Origin of the sequence: Niastella caeni, assembly GCF_004834005.1 — a bacterium.
GTDB classification, from domain to species: Bacteria; Bacteroidota; Bacteroidia; order Chitinophagales; family Chitinophagaceae; genus Niastella; species Niastella caeni.
In genome coordinates, this window is sequence record NZ_STFF01000007.1 from 44,974 (window position 1) to 63,607 (window position 18,634).

9 protein-coding genes are annotated in these 18,634 nt (G+C 44.8%); 6 read left to right on the plus strand and 3 right to left on the minus strand.

Features of this window, described 5'->3' with window-relative positions; translation table 11 throughout:
• The first annotated feature begins 39 nt into the window (after window positions 1-39).
• Entirely contained in the window at window positions 40-1,356 is a 1,317-nt protein-coding gene (locus FAM09_RS22460; RefSeq protein ID WP_136579407.1) for a MutS-related protein, read from the plus strand.
• A 49-nt stretch (window positions 1,357-1,405) separates the two neighbouring features.
• On the opposite strand, the gene FAM09_RS22465 is transcribed toward FAM09_RS22460, so the two are convergent.
• The gene (locus tag FAM09_RS22465) at window positions 1,406-3,802 is read right to left on the minus strand and encodes a GAF domain-containing protein (protein ID WP_136579408.1); all 2,397 of its coding nucleotides are present in this window, start codon (window positions 3,800-3,802) and stop codon (window positions 1,406-1,408) included.
• 120 nt (window positions 3,803-3,922) lie between these two features.
• Entirely contained in the window at window positions 3,923-6,436 is a 2,514-nt protein-coding gene (locus FAM09_RS22470; protein WP_136579409.1) for a phosphocholine-specific phospholipase C, read from the minus strand.
• A gap of 421 nt (window positions 6,437-6,857) precedes the next feature.
• Between FAM09_RS22470 and FAM09_RS22475 the strand changes: the two genes are divergently transcribed.
• The 5 genes from FAM09_RS22475 to FAM09_RS22490 all read left to right on the plus strand — a co-directional run bounded on the left by FAM09_RS22475 (window position 6,858) and on the right by FAM09_RS22490 (window position 17,354).
• On the plus strand, window positions 6,858-8,912 hold the full coding sequence (locus FAM09_RS22475; protein ID WP_136579410.1) for a gliding motility-associated C-terminal domain-containing protein: 2,055 nt from the start codon (window positions 6,858-6,860) through the stop codon (window positions 8,910-8,912).
• A gap of 161 nt (window positions 8,913-9,073) precedes the next feature.
• Window positions 9,074-10,108 (plus strand): PorP/SprF family type IX secretion system membrane protein, encoded by a 1,035-nt coding sequence (locus FAM09_RS22480; protein WP_136579411.1) that lies wholly within the window; start codon window positions 9,074-9,076, stop codon window positions 10,106-10,108.
• Window positions 10,109-10,277: 169 nt separating this feature from the next.
• Window positions 10,278-12,596, plus strand: coding sequence for a TonB-dependent receptor (locus FAM09_RS22485; protein WP_136579412.1), 2,319 nt, complete (start codon window positions 10,278-10,280; stop codon window positions 12,594-12,596).
• A complete protein-coding gene (locus FAM09_RS30930) occupies window positions 12,593-12,808 on the plus strand; it encodes a hypothetical protein (protein WP_166437241.1) in 216 nt (71 codons plus the stop codon). Before FAM09_RS22485 ends, FAM09_RS30930 begins: the two co-directional genes overlap by 4 nt.
• A gap of 4 nt (window positions 12,809-12,812) precedes the next feature.
• Window positions 12,813-17,354, plus strand: coding sequence for a TonB-dependent receptor plug domain-containing protein (locus FAM09_RS22490; RefSeq protein WP_166437242.1), 4,542 nt, complete (start codon window positions 12,813-12,815; stop codon window positions 17,352-17,354).
• Between the two features lie 242 nt (window positions 17,355-17,596).
• Here the strand turns inward: FAM09_RS22490 and FAM09_RS22495 are convergent, their stop codons facing one another.
• A complete protein-coding gene (locus FAM09_RS22495; protein WP_136579414.1) occupies window positions 17,597-18,346 on the minus strand; it encodes a hypothetical protein in 750 nt (249 codons plus the stop codon).
• Between the last annotated feature and the right edge of the window lie 288 nt (window positions 18,347-18,634).

Here is an 18,634-nt window from a genome sequence, read left to right on the forward strand (position 1 = left end):
AATCACAAATTCCCGAAATCTCAAAATCTCCAGATCCAAATGAACTTTCACATAGATACGCAAACGCTGGAAGAGCTGAACCTGCTGGGTAAATACAGGCAGGGTTCCATTTACAGCCTGTTTTACCAGGTAAGAACAAGAGGGGGCGAGCAGTTGCTGGATAACCTGTTTCACCATCCGCTCACCAATGCGGAAGCCATCAATGCGCGCAGCAGCATCCTGCAATTCTTTCAGCAGGCCGATCTGTTGTTCCCCTTCGATGTGCAGGAGATCGGCATGATGCGGGAATACCTTGATACTGCGGCAGGCAATAATACGCTGGCAACACTGGGCGGTACCGTTATAAAAAAACTGTTGGCTGGTTTAACCCGCGATGAACGGTATAAAGGCCTTGTACAGGGGGTACAGGCAACGATCGGTACCCTGAACAAATGCTGGTTATTCCTGCAGCAAATGCAACCGCCGGCGGGCGCGTGGCATACACGGGTGCAAGAGGTTCGGGAACTTTTGAGCGACCCGCGGCTGGAGCGTTTGCGCAATATAGATATCTATAAATCCCTATCGGTAAAAATCCTGGCTTATTACGATCACCTGTTAAAGAATGATCTGAACGATGCTATGGAACGCCTGCTGGCGTTCATTTACGAACTGGATGTGTATGTCTCTGTGAGCGACGTAGCGCGTACAAGAGGGTTTACCTATGCAAAGGCGTACCCGCCGGAGAAAAATATTTTAGAGGCTACCGGGTTGTATCATCCTTCCCTGAAACAGGCTGTTGGCAATTCTATCACTATGGGCCAGGAAAGTAACGTGTTGTTCCTGACCGGGGCTAATATGGCCGGTAAATCAACCTGGATGAAATCCGTAGGTATTGCTGTTTACCTGGCGCATATGGGCTTTCCCGTTGCAGCAGCCAGTATGTATTTCTCGGTACGCGATGGATTGTATTCTTCCATCAACGTGGCAGATAACATCAGCCTTGGATACAGTCATTTTTATGCAGAAGTGGTACGGGTAAAGCAGGCTGCAGAGGCGGTGAGCAGTGGCAAAAGATTATTGGTGATGTTCGATGAGCTGTTCAAAGGCACCAATGTGAAAGATGCATATGATGGCACGCTGGCCGTTACGGAAGCCTTTGCCGGTTATACGGCCTGCCTGTTCATTGTGTCAACGCATATCATTGAAGTGGGGGAGGTGTTACAACAGCATGCCAATGTTCATTGTACGTATATGCCTACGGTTATGGAAGGGTCGATCCCCCGGTATACTTACCAGTTGCAGGAAGGTATTACCGAAGACCGCCAGGGTATGTTGATCATTCAGAATGAGGGAATACTGGAACTGATAGAAGCCTGAAACAATACCCGTGTCACGGTTTAAAACCGTGGCACGGGTATCTGGTATTTTACTTACTGTTCTGCAGATTAATATCAACCCGCAACGCTTTTAATCCGCTTACTCCTTGTAGTTCCTCCAACTCCAGAGATTCCATCCCGGGCAATAGCAAATTCTTGCTTTGCAGGAATAGGATATATTCCTGGTATTCCTGCGCCTCTTTAGGGTTGCTGTATACCAGGGCTATTTTCCCGGGTTGCGTTAACCGTTCATTCGTACCATAAATATGTACTTTGTCTAAACGTTTCTTCATGATCTCGTAGCGGATGTTATACGAGCCCTCCACATCAAAACGCCTTTCGTCTTTGCGGAAACTGATACTGATGGGTTGACTATGGATCAATATCAGTTGCGTAGTTTGCAGGGGAACCTGCAGGGAAGGTATTAATGCGTGGGTGATGCGGGCAATTTCTGCCATGGAACTCAATTGCCATAGCCTGATGTTCTTCAGGTAAAGCATATTGAATTCGTTTTTCGGCGCAATCGACTGTCCGATGTAAATGGTATACTCAACCCCATCGGTTTTATACTTTTCAAAATAATGCGGGTAAGATTGCTGCATGAGCTCTTCCTGCTTTTCGAAACTTTGCAGCACCGCATTGTTAATGGTAATGAGAGAATTTTCATACTCATTCCGGTTGCGATACAAATAACCGTTATAATCATTGACCATGTTTACGTAGCTGGTAATTATTTCCCGCGACTGGGGATGACTGCTTTGCAGGTGTTGCAGCACCGGGGTTACTTCTTTCTCAAAAAATTCATTGATGCGTACTTCATCTTCAGCAGCCAGTCCATTTTCTATAGCCTGCCGGAAAGTAAAGTTCTTGAATTTCAATCCTTCCAGTAAAGGCAAATGCAGGCGGCTTTGCAGTTTGTCAAATATATCATCTACCAGGTCAATGTGTTCTTTCAGGTCTTTCTGAATAGCCCGGCTTCTTTCAATAGATGAGTTACGAATGTCAATAGCGCCATACAACGGGTATACATTGTCGAACACCACATTCCCGGTGATACTGGCTGTTTCTTCTTTATGTTCATTGTGCATGTACTCCCAGGCCACTTCGGCAAACTTCCATTCAACAGCCGGTTGTAATGCGGTGAATTTTTCTTTGATGATCTTTTCAATGCGATTATTAAAGGAGTCCCTGTTCTTCAACAGCGCCAGTGATAACAACGGCATGGCAGTTTCAATCCTGTTCATAACATCCTGGTTCAGTTGGCCGGGTATGGGAGAAGCGAGTTCCAGCACACCTAATAAACCGTCATTATTTTGAATAGGGTAAATTATATAACTTCTTACACCTTCATCTAAAAGGACTTTTGTAAATGGCGCCACTTCAAGTACATGTTCATCGAGCACAGAAAGGGCGATGGGCTCGGGGTGCTCGCTGAAAAATTCCACGCTCATTTGGTAAGCTGCTAGGCTATCGGCATCGGTCGATTTCCATTTTTTTCCGAGCAGGCCATGCTGCGTGCAGGTTTCATCCAGCACAAACCGGTTATTGAGTTGTACAAATGGCGTAAGCCCCACTTCTACTTCATTCAGTTCAACCAGGGCGTGAATATTTTTTTTCAACCCCTGTACAATAGATGTATCGCAGCTGTCGTGCGCCAGCAATATTTTCTTAATAGCATCCAGCGATTCCTGTATGGTGAAGTCCTCACCGATCCATACGCCAAATCCTTCGGCTTCAAAAAGTTCAAGCGGCATTTTTTCCAGTTGCCGGTCAAGGTCTAAAATGCGCAGAGAGTTTAAGCAAACAGCGCAATCCTGTATCTGGGGGAGCGTTCCTTTGAGCGTAATATCAATAAACCGGCGATCGTACCGTAATTTGTAATAGCGTCTCATGCCGGTGGTCTTATCTACTATCGGATATACCAGGTGGGGGTCTTCATTCAATTTAATATTGTAGAATTTCTCCAGTATATGCTCATAGATGAGCGCGCATTGCGCCTGTTTTAAATATTCAACCGTTACATTGTCGGGCAGTAAAAAATGTTCTTCGGTTTCATCGACGAATAATTTCCTGAAGGGCTGAGAATAATTGAAAATGGAAAACTCATAAGGCAGGCCCATGGTGAACATATTTTTTTCCTGGTCGCTTACCACCGGAAAAAGCGTAGTGCCCAGCAATTCAAGCAGGTCATGGTTTTCTTCCAGTAAATGCATATCTGTGATCGGCTCCAGCAGGGCCGGCACTTCTTCAAATCTTTCAATCAGGTAAGCATATATTCTTGATCTGGTATCGGAGGTGCCTTGTAATTTATCTTTTAAGTAATTAACAAAGGGACGAAAGGAGATCTTGCTGTCGATAGATAAGCTGTCATCAAAACTTTCACTACTCGCTGCAAGTATTTTCAGGTTGTTCACAGCCTGAAAGGCAGGCGCAATCGTATCCAGCATAACGCAGTATTTAGGAGTGAGTAAAATAATTGGCTACCTATAAAGTTAGGAATAAACTAAGGTTTTATCGCCAATGTATTTTACTTCTATTTTGCTGGTGAAACGCTGAGTACGTACCTGCTACACCATTCTACCCATGAAAGGATCTGTTTTACCTGGTTCACCGGTTTCAACGCGGCCGGCATATCTTTTCTCAAATAACTGATTGCCTTTTAGTTTAATGGAAAAGTCGTACCAGCCATAGCTTTTGGCGGTATTGATGGTGATCGCATTCTTTACTTTTTTTCCCGCAGGGATGGTAATGCTTTGCGCCGGATTTTTATATGCATTGTCTGTTATTTCAAAGACAACGGGTTGTGTGCCGGTATTGTTTGCCCAGATAACCACATTACCGGTATGCTGGCCTTTGGCATCTGTTTCATAGGCACATAATAACATAACCTGCGGATCGTTCGGCGTGCCCAAAAATTCACGAAAGAAACCATTGGGACCATACACCAGTAAATGATAGGTATTGTTCTCAAAATCGTTCAATTGCCATTTGGGTTGTATGTAGCGTCCCTGTTCCACGGCGTAGGCCCAGTTTTGCATCTCCTGTTGCTGGTATTTACCGGGTGCGTAAATATGAAAAGGCGAACCGGCCGATCGTTCCCCAAAGCTCTTGCCTGCTCTGAGGATGATCTCCACTGTTTTTTTATCGGCAGACAAGATACAATCAGCATCCAGATCATAGGGCAGGGCACAGGCGTTGCGGATGCCTTTTTCCTGCTGTGGCATGAAAGGCGATTGCCAGGGTGCTTTATTGATGGCTGCTATTTCTTTTGCTGTCAGCTTTTTAAAGTTCGATGGCAGTTTTTTGAATTGGGCTTTATGAATGCCTTCTATAAATTCATCTCTTTCCAGAAATTCGGGAAGCGTGATCTTCTCGCCATTATAAGGTCTGAATACAGAAGTAAGATCACCGCAAACCGTACGACGCCATTTACTGATGTTGGTTTCCTCAATTTTCTTTCCTGTTTTGTGCAATAGAAATGTTTCCAGGAATTGCAGTGAGGAAGTATGATCGAACACTTGTGAGTTTACCCAGCCGCCACGCGTCCAGGGCGAAGCTACAACCATGGGTACCCGGTAGCCCAGGCCGATAGAGCTTTCGCGTGCGAACTCTTTAATGGATTGTTGTTTTTCATTCACTACATATTCCACGCCGGTATCAACGCCGGAAGAGGTGAAACCGGTTGACGCATTATGCGGATGTGGCGCTACAAAGGGCGGCAGGTGATCATAGTAGCCATCGTTTTCATCGTAGGTTAAAATGAAGATCGTTTTCTTCCATACTTCGGGGTTCTGCGTTAATATATCCAGTACTTCGCTGATATACCACACGCCGAACCAGGCTGCAGAGGGATGATCGGAAAAGTTTTCCGGCGCAACGATCCATGAAACGGTTGGCAGTTTACCGTTTTTAACATCTTCACGGAACTGGTGCAGCACATCGCCCTTCGGCGCTTTCATTTCGCGTTCCTTATTGCCGTCTTTATACTTTATTGTAGTAAGCTCATGATAGTTGGGGTCGTTCTTATTGGTATCAAACGCCTTTTCATGCAGGTTCTTTTCCCGGGCGGTGAGCCGTTCATAATTTGCTGCGGTATATTTTATTTGATCTGCTTCAACGATCTTGAGTTGCGCCTTCAGCTTTTCAATCCTTTTCTTCACTTGCTCAGCATCCGTACCGGCTGCCAGGCTTTGCTCCTGCTTTTTGATCTCTTCTGCAAGCAGGGCGGCTGCTTTGGGCAGGTTCTTTATATATGCCGGATGGAATTTTACCTGGTATTGCGTGAAATATTCCAGCGGGTTGTCGCCGAAATTAGCCAGCCAGCCATCTTCTTCTCCTTCAAATCCTACGCCCACACTCAATTCATTCTGGTACACTTTCCAGGATATGCCATTGTCTTCCAATCGCTCAGGATAGGTTGTCCAGTTTACCATAGTGTCGTAATCGGCGTCTTCGTTCCAAACATTGGCCGGCACGTTCTCATCCTGTTTTTCGCGAATGGTGCCGCTCCAGAAATACAGGCGGTTGGGCGTGGTGCCGGTAAGGGCAGAACAAAAATTATGATCGCAAACAGTGAAGGCATCGGCCAGGGCGTAATAGAACGGAATATCTTCCCGGGTATGGAAACCCAGGGTCAAAGGCATAGCCTTGTAATCTTTGTTGCCGGAAGGTTTGGCCTCCAGCCATTTGTCGTACCGGCCGTTGTTCCGGGCATCAACCTGGTTGGACCAGGAGTGGGGGAGGGAGTTCATCCACGTGGCTTTGGTGTTGTGAATATCAAGCTGGAAAGGCGCATAGGTTTCGCCCTCGTTATTGGTTTGCAGCCAAACCAGGTTTTTATTGGGTAACCGGATAGCCCGCGGGTCGTTAAAGCCACGTACGCCTTGTAATGAGCCGTATGCATGATCGAACGACCGGTTCTCCTGCATCAGGAATACGACATGCTCTGCGTCTTTCCAGGTGCTGCCCGCGTCGGGATCAATGGCCAGCGCTTTGGCAATGGCGGGGGGTAACAATTGCATAAGGCCGGCGCCGCCGGAAATCAGGGATGCTTTTTTAAGGAATTCTCTACGGGTATCCATTGGTTGTAATAATTGTATGCCCGATAAAAGTAATGGTTAATAACATATCAGCTATAGACCCACAAAAAATTAAACAGATGTTAATAAAGGTTTAACCGATTTTCTCTTCCCGGGGGCCACCCTAACGATTGGTCCGCCCATAAGTTGTTCACCTTTTAAAATTATTGCACAGTATTTGCAAAGTATAAAAAGTAGCAGTCCGTATAAGATATTTTTGAAAACACCAAACAGGAATACCATGACTATATTTTACATTTTATAGAACTGCTTAACCCACCAGCCCTTCTCCATAATATACGTCCTGAGCGAAGTCGAAGCACGTCCTGAGCGAAGTCGAAGCACGTCCTGAGCGAAGTCGAAGGATCCCAACCTACACCGGTCTGAAAGCCTGGTATTCCGCTAATTCGTTAACCGTTAACCTATGAAAGGGAATTTTACCTCTTTTGTATTAGTATTGCTATGTCTATTCCAGAAGGCTACCAGCCAGATCGTGAATCGTGAATCGTCAATCGGGAGTGCCACGAATTCGGGAAGTTCGAATAATATCAGCCAGTTCGAATTAAAGAACCACAAACCACAAACTTCAAACCACAACCCGGTCAAGGCGCTGCAAGCCGAAACTTGTCCCACCAATATTGACTTTGAATCCGGCTCCTTTAATAACTGGCGATGTTACATAGGAGAAACAGACGTTCAAAATAATAAGAATGTAATAAATGTAACGGCCTCATCGCCTGTAACCGGCAGGCATACCCTATTAGTAAAAGCAGCAGGTGCCACGCTTGACCCGTATGGTGGATTTCCCATTAACCCGCCCGATGGCAGTGGATATGCCGTAAAACTGGGCAACGATGATATTAATAAAGAGGCGGAACGTATTGTATATGAATTTACCGTTCCGGCCAATGCGAAAGATGCGTCCATTACTTACCGGTACGCAGTGGTGTTTGAGGACCCGGGTCATGTGGCAAACGAACAACCCCGGTTTATTGCCCGCATGCTCGATGTGCAATCCAATACTTACCTGCCTTGTGCTTCCAACGAATACATTGCCACGGCATCGCTGCCTGGTTTTCAAACATCGCCGGTTGATGGTACGGTTAAGTTTAAGCCCTGGTCGTCGGCATTCCTTAACCTGGATGCCTATGCCGGCAAAACCTTGCAACTGGAGTTTACTACCGCCGACTGCACCCAGGGCGGTCACTGGGGATATGCTTATGTTGATGTGGGAGAATGCAATGTATCTGCGATTGCTCATTTTGAATGTAATCCGATGGTGGCCACCTTTACCGGTCCGGCCGGTTTCCAGGAATATAAATGGTTCGATGATAATTTCACTAAAGAACTGGGAACGGGTGAAGTCCTTGTGATCGATCCTGCGCCACCAATTAATAATGTGAATGTTGTGGTTGTACCCTTTAATGGTTTTGGTTGCAGTGATACGCTGCAGGCGTCTGTGTATCCTATATTGCCATTGGCCAATGCAGGACCGGATACTGTAGTTTGTCCTGATCATCCGATAACCATTGGTTCGCCGGCTGCCAGCGGATTCACCTATGCATGGTCACCGGCGAACTTTTTATCAGACTCCCTGGTTGCCCAACCTGTAGGCAGACCGCCACAGCCAGCCACCTATGTGGTTACCGTTACCAGCATCGAGAGCGGATGTATTGATAAGGACACAATAAACCTGACCGTATTTCAACCAATTGAAATAACGGTTTCGCCTGATCAAACAATTTGCGAAGGACAAATGGTGAACCTGCAGGCGCAGGGAGCCGCAGTAACGTATGCGTGGTCACCGGGGCAGGGGTTAAGCCGCTCCAATATTGCTAACCCGGTGGCAGCACCGAAAACGACCACTAACTACCAGGTAATTGGTTTCGATGGCCACCAGTGTTTTACAGATACCGGTTTTATAAAGGTGATCGTAAATCCGAAGCCGCAAGTAGATGTAGGCCCGGATGTGGCGTTGGCTACCGGAAGTACGCACACCTTCGCTCCCAAAACTCAGAATGGTCCTATTGTATCGTGGCAATGGTCGCCTGGCGCTGATCTCAGTTGTACTTCCTGCTCAACACCGGTGGCTACTGTCAAAAAAAATACGACGTATTATGCCAGGGTCACCAATGAAAATGGTTGTGTAGGTGTTGATTCCATGAACATCAGACCATTTTGTTTGAGCACACAGGTGTTTATCCCGAATGCTTTTTCACCTGATGGCGATGGCATGAATGATGTTTTCATGGTGCGCGGCAAAGGGGTGGCACTGGTGCGTTCATTCAGGGTTTTCTCCCGCTGGGGTGAACTGGTTTTTGAAAAAACAAACTTCTCGCCGAACGATCCTGCCTTTGGCTGGGACGGAAGAATACGCGGCGCTACCGGCCCGGCGGAAGTATATGTTTACATTGCTGAGGTGGTTTGTGAGAATGACCTTATCAATACGTATAAAGGGAATGTTACGCTCTTAAAGTAGCACTGGGTTCAAAGCTGAAAGCCTAAAGCCGTGCGCCCATGATATAAGCTGTAAGATTTAAGCTGTAAGCTGTAAGCTATAAGCTGTAAGCAAATACAGGGAACAACGCTAAAAAGCTCGTAAACCCAACCATAGACCACAAACAACAAACCACAAACTTTATGCACCGATCTGTACCCTATTGTTTTTTTATATATCTGTTGTTTCATTCAGTAATAATGAAGGCGCAGGATATTCATTTTTCCCAGTTCTACGAATTCCCCATCTTACGCAACCCGGCGCTGGCGGGTATTTTCTCCGGCAATTTCCGGTTATCGGCTGCCTACCGCAATCAATGGCAAAGCGTCACGGTCCCTTATCGCACCATGGGCATGAGTGGTGAATGTAAATTGTTGCGGGGTTTTTCAACAGGTGATTTTATTACGGCCGGAATACAGGCTACCAATGATGTGGCCGGTGATTCAAAATTGCAACGCACCCAGGTGCTGCCGGTTATTAATTATCACAAATTATTGAATGAAGATAAAACCAGTTTTATTTCCCTTGCTTTTATGGGTGGGGTTGTAAGTCAACGTTTTGATGCCAGCAAATTGCAGTTCGACGATCAGTATGTGAATGGGGCGTACAGCGCTTCCAATGCAACCCGGCAACAATTTGGCAATACCGGTTTAACTTATTGGGATGGTTCTGTTGGTGTAAGTTTTAAAACAAGCCTTAGCAATAACATCAATATGTATATTGGTGGCGGAGTATTTCATATAACGGAACCACGGGTTGCGTTTACAAAAGAGTACGATGTGCGGTTGAACAGAAAGTGGGGTTTGAACGGTGGGTTATCTGCATGGATCAACGATATGGACAAGATCGTTTTTTATGCCGATTATTTTATGCAGGGCGGAAACCGAATGATCCAGTGCGGTGGGTTGTATTCGCATAGCTTTGATGAAAAAGGAGATGAAGCGGCCTTATCTATAGCAGTCGGCGGTACATTTCGTTGGAATGATGCATTTATTCCCATTATAAAATTATATACCCATCAGTTAGGTATTGGTTTAAGTTATGATGTTAATATAAGCAAGCTCACCACGGCATCCCAGTTCAGGGGCGGTTTTGAATTGTCGTTATCTTATATCGGTTTATGGCAACGACTGGCCGAAAGTTTAGAGAAAGTGGAGTGTCCGATAAAGATATGGTAAAGGTTAGCCAAAAGCTGCAAGCTGCAAGCTATAAGCTGCAAGCAGAAAACTGATGGCTTTTGTATTTGCTTATGGCTTAAAGCTTACGGCTTAAAGCTGTTTTTGCAAATTTTTCCTGCCCGGTTATGTAATTCTTTCAGCCCCCGCATCCAGCAATAAACAACTGTACGTGAAACAACTGCTATTGTTATTGCTATTCCATGCGTTTGCTTACACGCAGGAAGTAACCCCTCTGTTGTCGACCGATTACCTGGCGTTGATCAGTAAAGATAGCCTGCGGTTAAAAAATTTCTGGCCCGATACCATAAATAGTATCCAGCTATCTCCCCTGATGATGCATCGCGATTATTACGGTTTTCGTGTAGGTAAGATCAGCATTCATAACGGTATGTTGAATATTGAACCGTATAATGAAAAGGCGCTGCAATTAGGCGGCCAGTTCAGTACCCGGGTAGAAATAAAACGGATCAACCAGCTACCAGCGCTGCAAACACAATATGTGCAGGGACGATCGCAGAACGGCGCATTGGCCTGGCGCGGTGCAGAAACCGGTGATATGTTCAGTTACGGACCGGCTATAAATTCACTGGAGTATGATGGCAGCAATTATGCCTATGATGCGCAGGGTAAACTGGTGCCTGTTGGTACGGGCAATGGCACTGCTGCCAACGTTTACAATAACAACATTTTCAGAACGGCTTCTTTGTTATCACAGGCTTTACGCATACAGGGCCGGTATATGGCAGGTGGCGAACCATTAGTGAACGGGACAATCAAATTGGGACAATCGAGGGAGAACACCTTTATTAAGTATAATAAAAATACCTCCCGTAATATTTCGACCTCCCTGGAAACCACTATAAAAAAGCTGAGCATTACCGGTGGTTATACTTTTTTACAGGATGAGTTTTCTAACCCGAACAGGAATGGATTTTTGAACCGCGTTTACCAGGATGCTATATTGAGCCCGATCAGTTTTGACAATGCGCAAAATACGCGCATTGCGGGAATGCAACCCGCATATGGTGCTGAAGCTGATAATCCCATGTATTTATTGACAGATAATGGAAATCGATTTTTACAGACACATCGTACCGGTAGTTTGATGGTGGAGTATAAACAAAAGTCATTCAGGTATAAGATCACGCAATCGATAGAAAAGCTGTACCAGAATAACCGGGAAGGATATAAACCGGGAAGTGCTTTCTTTCCAAATGGAATAGCTATTGACCGTACAAAAAAGAATGTAAATTATTTGCTGGAAGGCAATGCCTCCTATTATGTAAAGTTCAATGATTATCATTTCTCCGGTAAGGTCAGTGCGCACTATAGTTATACGAACAACCGGTCTGCCATCGATTATAGTCCCAATGCCGCTTATCGTTACCAGCGTTCAGCACATGATGCGTCGCTTACCTGGTTCGCCAAATACGAACGTAGCTATACGGAGGTCGGCCTTTATCTTACCAATAAGTTATACGCTTCCAACACGGCAACCGTTAATAATTATTTTTTACCTAACATATCAGCTTTTGTATTCGACGATGATTTTTTAAACCTGGAAAATATCTCCGCAAGGCTCAGCGTCGCTTATAACCGGTTTAATAATGAATTAGCGGTTGGGCGGTCTTTTTCGCAAAACAGCCTGTTGCAATATTCAACGCAGCAGGCATTCGGTTTTTTTCCGGTAACAGAAGTGAACAGTTTTGATAACCTGGAACCGGTGCGCCATAGTGAATGGACAAGCCGCATAGAGCTTAAATACAAATATCGCGTTACGTTGTATGGTGAACTGTTCAGCAGGAAAACAGGGAACGATGTTTTTCCCGTTTTTGAAAATGGTAACCTGGTGCTGAAAAATATAGCTGATCATCGCAACAACGGGCTTGAACTGGGCTTAACGTTGAATCAAGGCAAAATGGATTTTTATACAGAGAACTCGCTTTCCTTTTTTGCCAACAATATCAAAGTAACTGACGTAAAAGACGGATATGACTTTACCCCTTTGGCCGGGTTCAGCAATGTGCATACGGCTATTGTGAAAGGAGCGGCCCTGGGCAGTATAACAGGCACCAGTTACCAGCGTGATGCCAATAACAATGTATTGATTGGCAGCGATGGTTTTCCGCTGGCAAATGCCACCCCAAAAGTGATCGGCAATCCCATCCCTGATTTTATAGTTAAACTGAACAACGCCGTAGATGGAGAAATTTTTACGTGGACCTCTATTGGGAATGGAAAAAGGGTGGGCAGATGTGGAACGGTACGCAGGCAGTATTGGATTATTATGGACGGTCAGCTACTTCAGCAGCGGACAGAAATATTACGGGTTTTGTATTTACCGGTGTGCTGCAGGATAAACAGCCCAATAACATCCCCGTATCTTTTTATGATGTTACGCTGCCTGTGGAGCACAATCGCTGGACGCGGTATGGACATAGTGGTGTTGGAGAAGAATACATTCAGCGGGCTGATGTATTGCGATTGAACACCATAAATATAAGTTATAAACTAAGTCTTAGGAAATACATCCAGCAGCTGTCGTTCTCGCTCTATGCCAACAACCTGGTATTGTATTCGGCTTACAAAGGCGCTGATCCTAATCAGTTATTGTACGATCAATCCAATGCCAACGGCCTCGACTTTTTTAATCTGCCTTCTACTAAAACTTTCGGTTGTAATATTTCCATTCAATTCTAACAATATGCGAAACACCGTAAAAAGCTACCTGCTGCTTCTGGCATTGATCTGTTTGTATCCGGTTACAGGTACAGGACAAAGTCTTGATTATGCAAGCTCCAAAGAGAAAGTATATATACAAACGAGCCACGTTTATTTTAAGCCGGGCGAAACAATGTATTTCAAGGTATACGTGGTAAAAGCCAATACGCAAACCCCTTCGTTCCTGAGCACTGCGGTATATACCGAGATCATTGGCCCATCGGGCAATGTGGTGCAAAAATTAAATTACGGGGTGGAGAACGGCTATGCGGAGGGGTCATTTAGCTTTGATGAACAGGCGCCAGGCGGTGTTTATAAGATCAGGGCATTCACTACGTGGATGCGGAATGAGGAAGAACATACTTTTTTCGTAAAAGAGATCACCCTGTTAAAAGTAATAACGCCCAGGTTATTGATGAAACTGGATTTTCCTGAAAAAGGATATGGCGGCGGAGATGAAGTAAAGGCCGATTTCTCTATGCGTAACCTCAATGATCAGCCGGTAAGGAATTATCCGGCCACGTACAAAGTATCTATTGATGGCGCCATCGTGCAAACCAACACCTTTACAACAGATGATGAAGGAAAGGCGCAGCTCCGTTTTTTTCTTCCCGGAACATTAAATACTACAGATGGATTATTAAACATCACCATTCAGTACGATTCCTATACAGAAGCAATTTCAAGAAGCATTCCTATTGTTCTCAATAAGATCGATCTGCAATTTATGCCTGAAGGGGGAACGCTGGTGCAGGAAATACCCTCACAAATAGCATTTAAGGCAGTTAATGAGCATGGCAAACCAGTAGATGTAAAGGGAGAAGTGCTGGACAGCCGCGGGAATAAAGTCGCTTCCTTTGACAGTTATCGCTTTGGGATGGGGAAATTTTTGTTCACGCCGCAAAAAGGCCAAACCTATACAGCGAAAATAATTACCCCGGCCAATGTTTCACAACAGTTTGCCTTGCCGCAGGCTTCGGTAAAGGGCATCGTTATGAATATATCAAACGCCAGTAATCAGTTGGTAGCGAAGCTTACAACTACTGATAAAAGAGAAGTGACACTTGTTGGGCAAACAAAGAATACCACCTGGTTCACGAAGAAAATAGTATTGCAGCGGGGAGAAAATAGTGTTGCTATAGACGATAGTAAACCTCCGGCAGGGATCACCCAATTTACTTTGTATACCAACGACCTGCCGGTGGCCGAACGGTTGATCTTTCTGAACGAGAACAAAAATCTTCAGGTAAGTATTACTACCAGCAAACCAAAGTATTTGCCCAGGGAGAAAGTTTCGCTTACTATAAAAACACTCGATGAAAAAGGCAATCCCGTTCCTTCCAATTTATCGCTGGCAGTATTGGATGATAAGTTATGGTCATTTGCCGATGATAAGCAGGACCATATTCTGTCCTGGTTATTGATGAGCTCAGAATTAAAAGGAAAAATTGAAGAGCCTGCATTCTATTTTAAAAAGGATGAGCCAAAAGCTTTACCAGCGCTTGACCTGGTTATGCTCACACATGGGTACCGGTATTTTGATTACATTGAATCAGTAGAAAAGCAGGGCGCCTTATCCTATATGCCCGATGAGCAAAATATTGTAAGCGGTACTATTGTGAATGCACAAAAGCAACCTGTAAAGGGATCTGTTTTCCTTGTTCATGCTGTAACAGGTGGTAAAGCCATTCAATACAATACCACAGAAGATGGCCTGTTCTTTTTTTCACAGCTTACACCCAACAGCATTTATTACTTATTTGCCCATGCCGCTAATAAAACAGAGAAAGTAACAATACAGGTAACACAAAATGGCCTGGGGTATAACCCGCTTAAGAACAGGGAACATGCACTACTGGCATCCCTTAAAAAGGGTTGGCAAATGGAAGTGCCAATGGCGGGCGTTGCTTTGCCAGATCAGGCGCCTGCAATGGCCCGGGAGATGAAAATTGAGAACAGCGTTGGATATTTTGATAAGTCAAAAGTGAACCGGCTGGAAGATGTAGTGGTCATTGGATTTGGCGCGGCGAGAAAACAGCATTTGACAGGAAGCGTTGCCACTATAAAAGGAAATGAAATAAGCCAGGTGAATATTGCTACTGCATTACAGGGGAGGGTAGCCGGATTGTATATAACAAAGCAGGCCAACCCGATGGATGCTGAAAAGGTGATGATCCGGGGCGCCCGGTCATTAGCAAGTAATATAGATCCGCTGATCGTATTGGATGGCGTACCGATGGAGTTATACCGGTTAAATGCATTGAATGCCGGCGATATAGAATCGGTCACTGTTATGAAAGATGCGGCTGCAACAGCATTATATGGAAGTCGGGCGGCATATGGAGTGATTATCGTAGAGACTAAAAAATTCAGGACCGGCAGCATACGGTTTACTTTCCCGGATAAGTATCATTATGCTTCTCAATCAGTGAAAACAGCCAACGGGCCAGTATTTTCAGTGGCCAGGCGGTTTTATGCGCCTAAATATTACTCAACGGAACCGCAGGAACGAACCGATTTCAGAGAGACCATTTTTTGGAACCCGGTCATTCAGACAGATAAGCAGGGAACAGCCACGGTTGAGTTTTATAATTCAGATGCATCTACCACATTCAGGGCCATTGCTGAAGGCATTGGCTATAATGGAAAAGCCGGAAGAACGGAATATACGTATATCACGCAAAATGCGATGACTGTGGATGCAAAGATTCCTCCCTGTTTAACGGTGGGTGATTATGCGCTTCTTCCACTGGTAATAAAAAATAACCACATCCAGGATCTGCAGGTGCGGGTAAAAATATCATTGCCGCTCACCATGCAATCCGTTTTTTTACCAACTTCCCTCCTGTTGCCGGCCGACAGCTCGCAGCAACTATTGATCCCGGTAAAGGCAATTGCGCCCACTAACGGGAACATACAATTTATTGTAGAGACCGATCTGAAAACAGAAACGATCAAATTGCCTATAACGGCTGTGGAAAAAGGCTTCCCGGTAATAGAAACTTTTTCAGGAAACAGGAACGGCAAACATGAATTTACCATAAGCAAAGTAATGCCCGGCAGCCTGCGCACCAACCTGAAACTATTTAAAAACCTGGAAGGACAACTGCTGGATGGCATTGAGTCGATGCTGCGGGAGCCATATGGTTGTTTTGAACAAACCTCATCCTGTACCTATCCGAATATTTATATCCTGAAATACCTGCGCGAGTCGGGAAGATCAAATCCGGATATTGAAAAGAAAGCGCTCGGGTACATAGAGAGGGGGTATAAACGACTAATTGGGTTTGAAACAAAGAAGAATGGGTTTGAATGGTTCGGCAATACGCCACCGCATGAAGCATTAACGGCATACGGTTTATTGGAATTTACCGATATGCAGGAATTCATCCAGGTAGATAAACGAATGCTGGAACGCACCAAACAGTTTTTGTTGGACCGCCGCGACGGTAATGGTTCTTTTAACCTGGCTTCTGGTGGATATGACCGCTTTGCTTCGGTACCCAATAAAATTGCGCACATCTATATTGTTTATGCCTTGACCCAGGCGGGTATTGGCAAAGAGATTGAACGCGAATATGCAGCCGCCGTTAAAAAGGCATTGGAAAGCAATGATGGGTACCTATTGGCCATGATGGCCCTGGCTGCTTCCAATATGAAGCAGGAAAATGATTTCAGGCTGTTGATGAATGCATTAAATGCCAGGTCACAAAAATCGAACCTGTCATCTGAAACAAGTGTGGTTAACTCCCGGGATGCATCGTTGCGCGTTGAAACAGCTTCGCTTTATGCGTTGGCATTAATGCGTGAATCGTCGGCCGATCTGAATGCCGTAGCCAACCTTATTTCAAGAATACTGGCTGAAAAATCCTATTATGGTTATGGGTCAACACAGGCTACCGTACTGGCTTTGCAAGCTATAGTTACTTATGCAAAACTCTCCGGCCGCATGGCGGAAAACCCGCAGATCACCTTTACCATGAATGATACCATGGCTGTTGCTGAAAGCGATCTAAGCGCAACGGTGCATGAAGGAAGGAATGTATTTGCGGTACAATACGGAAGCCGGAACGCCATTCCATATAACCTGGAAGTAGCGTATAACACCTTTACGCCGCCCAACAGCCCTAAAGCAGAATTGACATTGGCTACCAGGTTAGCCGATTCACTGACAAGGGTAGGGGAAACCGTGCGCATGGACATTGAGGTGGCCAATGAAAAATCCGTATTACAGCCCATGGCGATAGCTAAAATCGGCATTCCCGCCGGGTTGGCGCTACAACCCTGGCAACTGAAAGAGTTGAAAGAAACGAACCAGGTGGCCTATTATGAGATCTTCGACAATTACCTGGTGTTATACTGGATGGGATTTGCCGGCAATGAAACCAAAAAGATAAAGCTCGATCTTAAAGCAGAAATAGCGGGCTCGTACAAAGGAAAGGCCAGCAATACTTACCTGTACTATACACCCGAGTACAAAAACTGGAACGATGGGGTTGAAGTGACAATTGAAGCGCATGATTAGAATTAAAAGCGGGTTGACCAAAACGGTGAGGATTATTGCTTTTGGATTGTTTGATGGCTCAATTGCTTGATGGTTGATCGTTGAAAAATTAGGTTTATGAGTATTCGCAGGAACCCCGAATGGCTGCAGGCCCAGCCATTTCAGCCATTAAACCATCAAACCATCTAGCATCACTTAGTCATGGAAAAGAAAACGGGACTGCACTTTTTGGTCAGTCCCGTTTTTATCTGTTTAAACTGTAATTATAAAAGTTTGGTTGAAAACTTCCACACCTCGTCGGTATAACCGCTGATCAGGACCAATTGAGTAGGACTGATCGCTTTAATATTCCAGATGCGTTGCTGATTTTCTATGGTTACAATGATTGATTTATTACCAGGGCCAAAAACCCATTTACCACTTTCTGTAACTTTTAGAGATTGTGCTTCATAGTCGCCATTCATTTTAAAATGTGCGTAGGCGCCTTTTATCAGTTTGCTTGCCATTTTAACCTGTGCTTCTGATCTGCCTGGCACTTCACGCCTGTTTAAAAACCATTTTTTACAGAACTGGCTCTTCGTAACGCTTACCGTTTTTATAACAGGAAGGGGTTGCTCAACATTGTCAGATTCGCTAATGCTTGTTCTGGTTAAAATAAAGGAACCTTCACCCAGGGTTAAGATAAGCTGGTCGTTATTCAGGCCAATAATTTGTGATTCATTCGAATGTCCTTTGTATGAGGTTAATCTTACTTTATTTGTTGATCCGTTCCGGCTCCATATTCCTTCATCATTATTGTTCATCACAAAAGCTTTGTAATGATTGTTTGCTTTAAAGTAAAGGGTCATGCCGCCGAAATACTCTTTGGCTATTTTTAAGGTAGTTGAATCGTACTTTTGTTTATTGTAAACATCGTGATATTTCCATTTCCCAACCAGCGAATCAATTTTCTGGGCTTCAACGGATAGAGATAAACCAATAGGAATGAGGAAAAGGAAGCTAAGTTTTTTCATGTTTGTGGTTTGTACGGTTCCCGGCTCTAATCCATATTTTGGATATTTACCATAACGCTGGTTAGGGTCGGGTAATTGCACTTTCAGGGTAAATTTTGCAGGGGAAGATAGTAACTTTGTGTCACCGTTGCAAGTGAAAGCTAAAACCGCTTGAATTTATGGCGGCAGGAACGCGTTGGTTGTACTTTCTACAATGAAAATGACCGCGTTAATAATTTTTTTTAGGTTCTTACACAATAAATTACAGGGTCTTTTGTTGACGGAGCTCTCCTGGTAGCCATATATACC

What these genes read in the sequence shown, in the direction of transcription:
- FAM09_RS22460 (WP_136579407.1), top strand. Translation starts at nt 40, where the DNA reads ATGAACTTTCACATAGATACGCAAACGCTGGAAGAGCTGAACCTGCTG.
- FAM09_RS22465 (WP_136579408.1), bottom strand. Translation starts at nt 3,802, where the DNA reads ATGCTGGATACGATTGCGCCTGCCTTTCAGGCTGTGAACAACCTGAAA.
- FAM09_RS22470 (WP_136579409.1), bottom strand. Translation starts at nt 6,436, where the DNA reads ATGGATACCCGTAGAGAATTCCTTAAAAAAGCATCCCTGATTTCCGGC.
- FAM09_RS22475 (WP_136579410.1), top strand. Translation starts at nt 6,858, where the DNA reads ATGAAAGGGAATTTTACCTCTTTTGTATTAGTATTGCTATGTCTATTC.
- FAM09_RS22480 (WP_136579411.1), top strand. Translation starts at nt 9,074, where the DNA reads ATGCACCGATCTGTACCCTATTGTTTTTTTATATATCTGTTGTTTCAT.
- FAM09_RS22490 (WP_166437242.1), top strand. Translation starts at nt 12,813, where the DNA reads ATGCGAAACACCGTAAAAAGCTACCTGCTGCTTCTGGCATTGATCTGT.
- FAM09_RS22495 (WP_136579414.1), bottom strand. Translation starts at nt 18,346, where the DNA reads ATGAAAAAACTTAGCTTCCTTTTCCTCATTCCTATTGGTTTATCTCTA.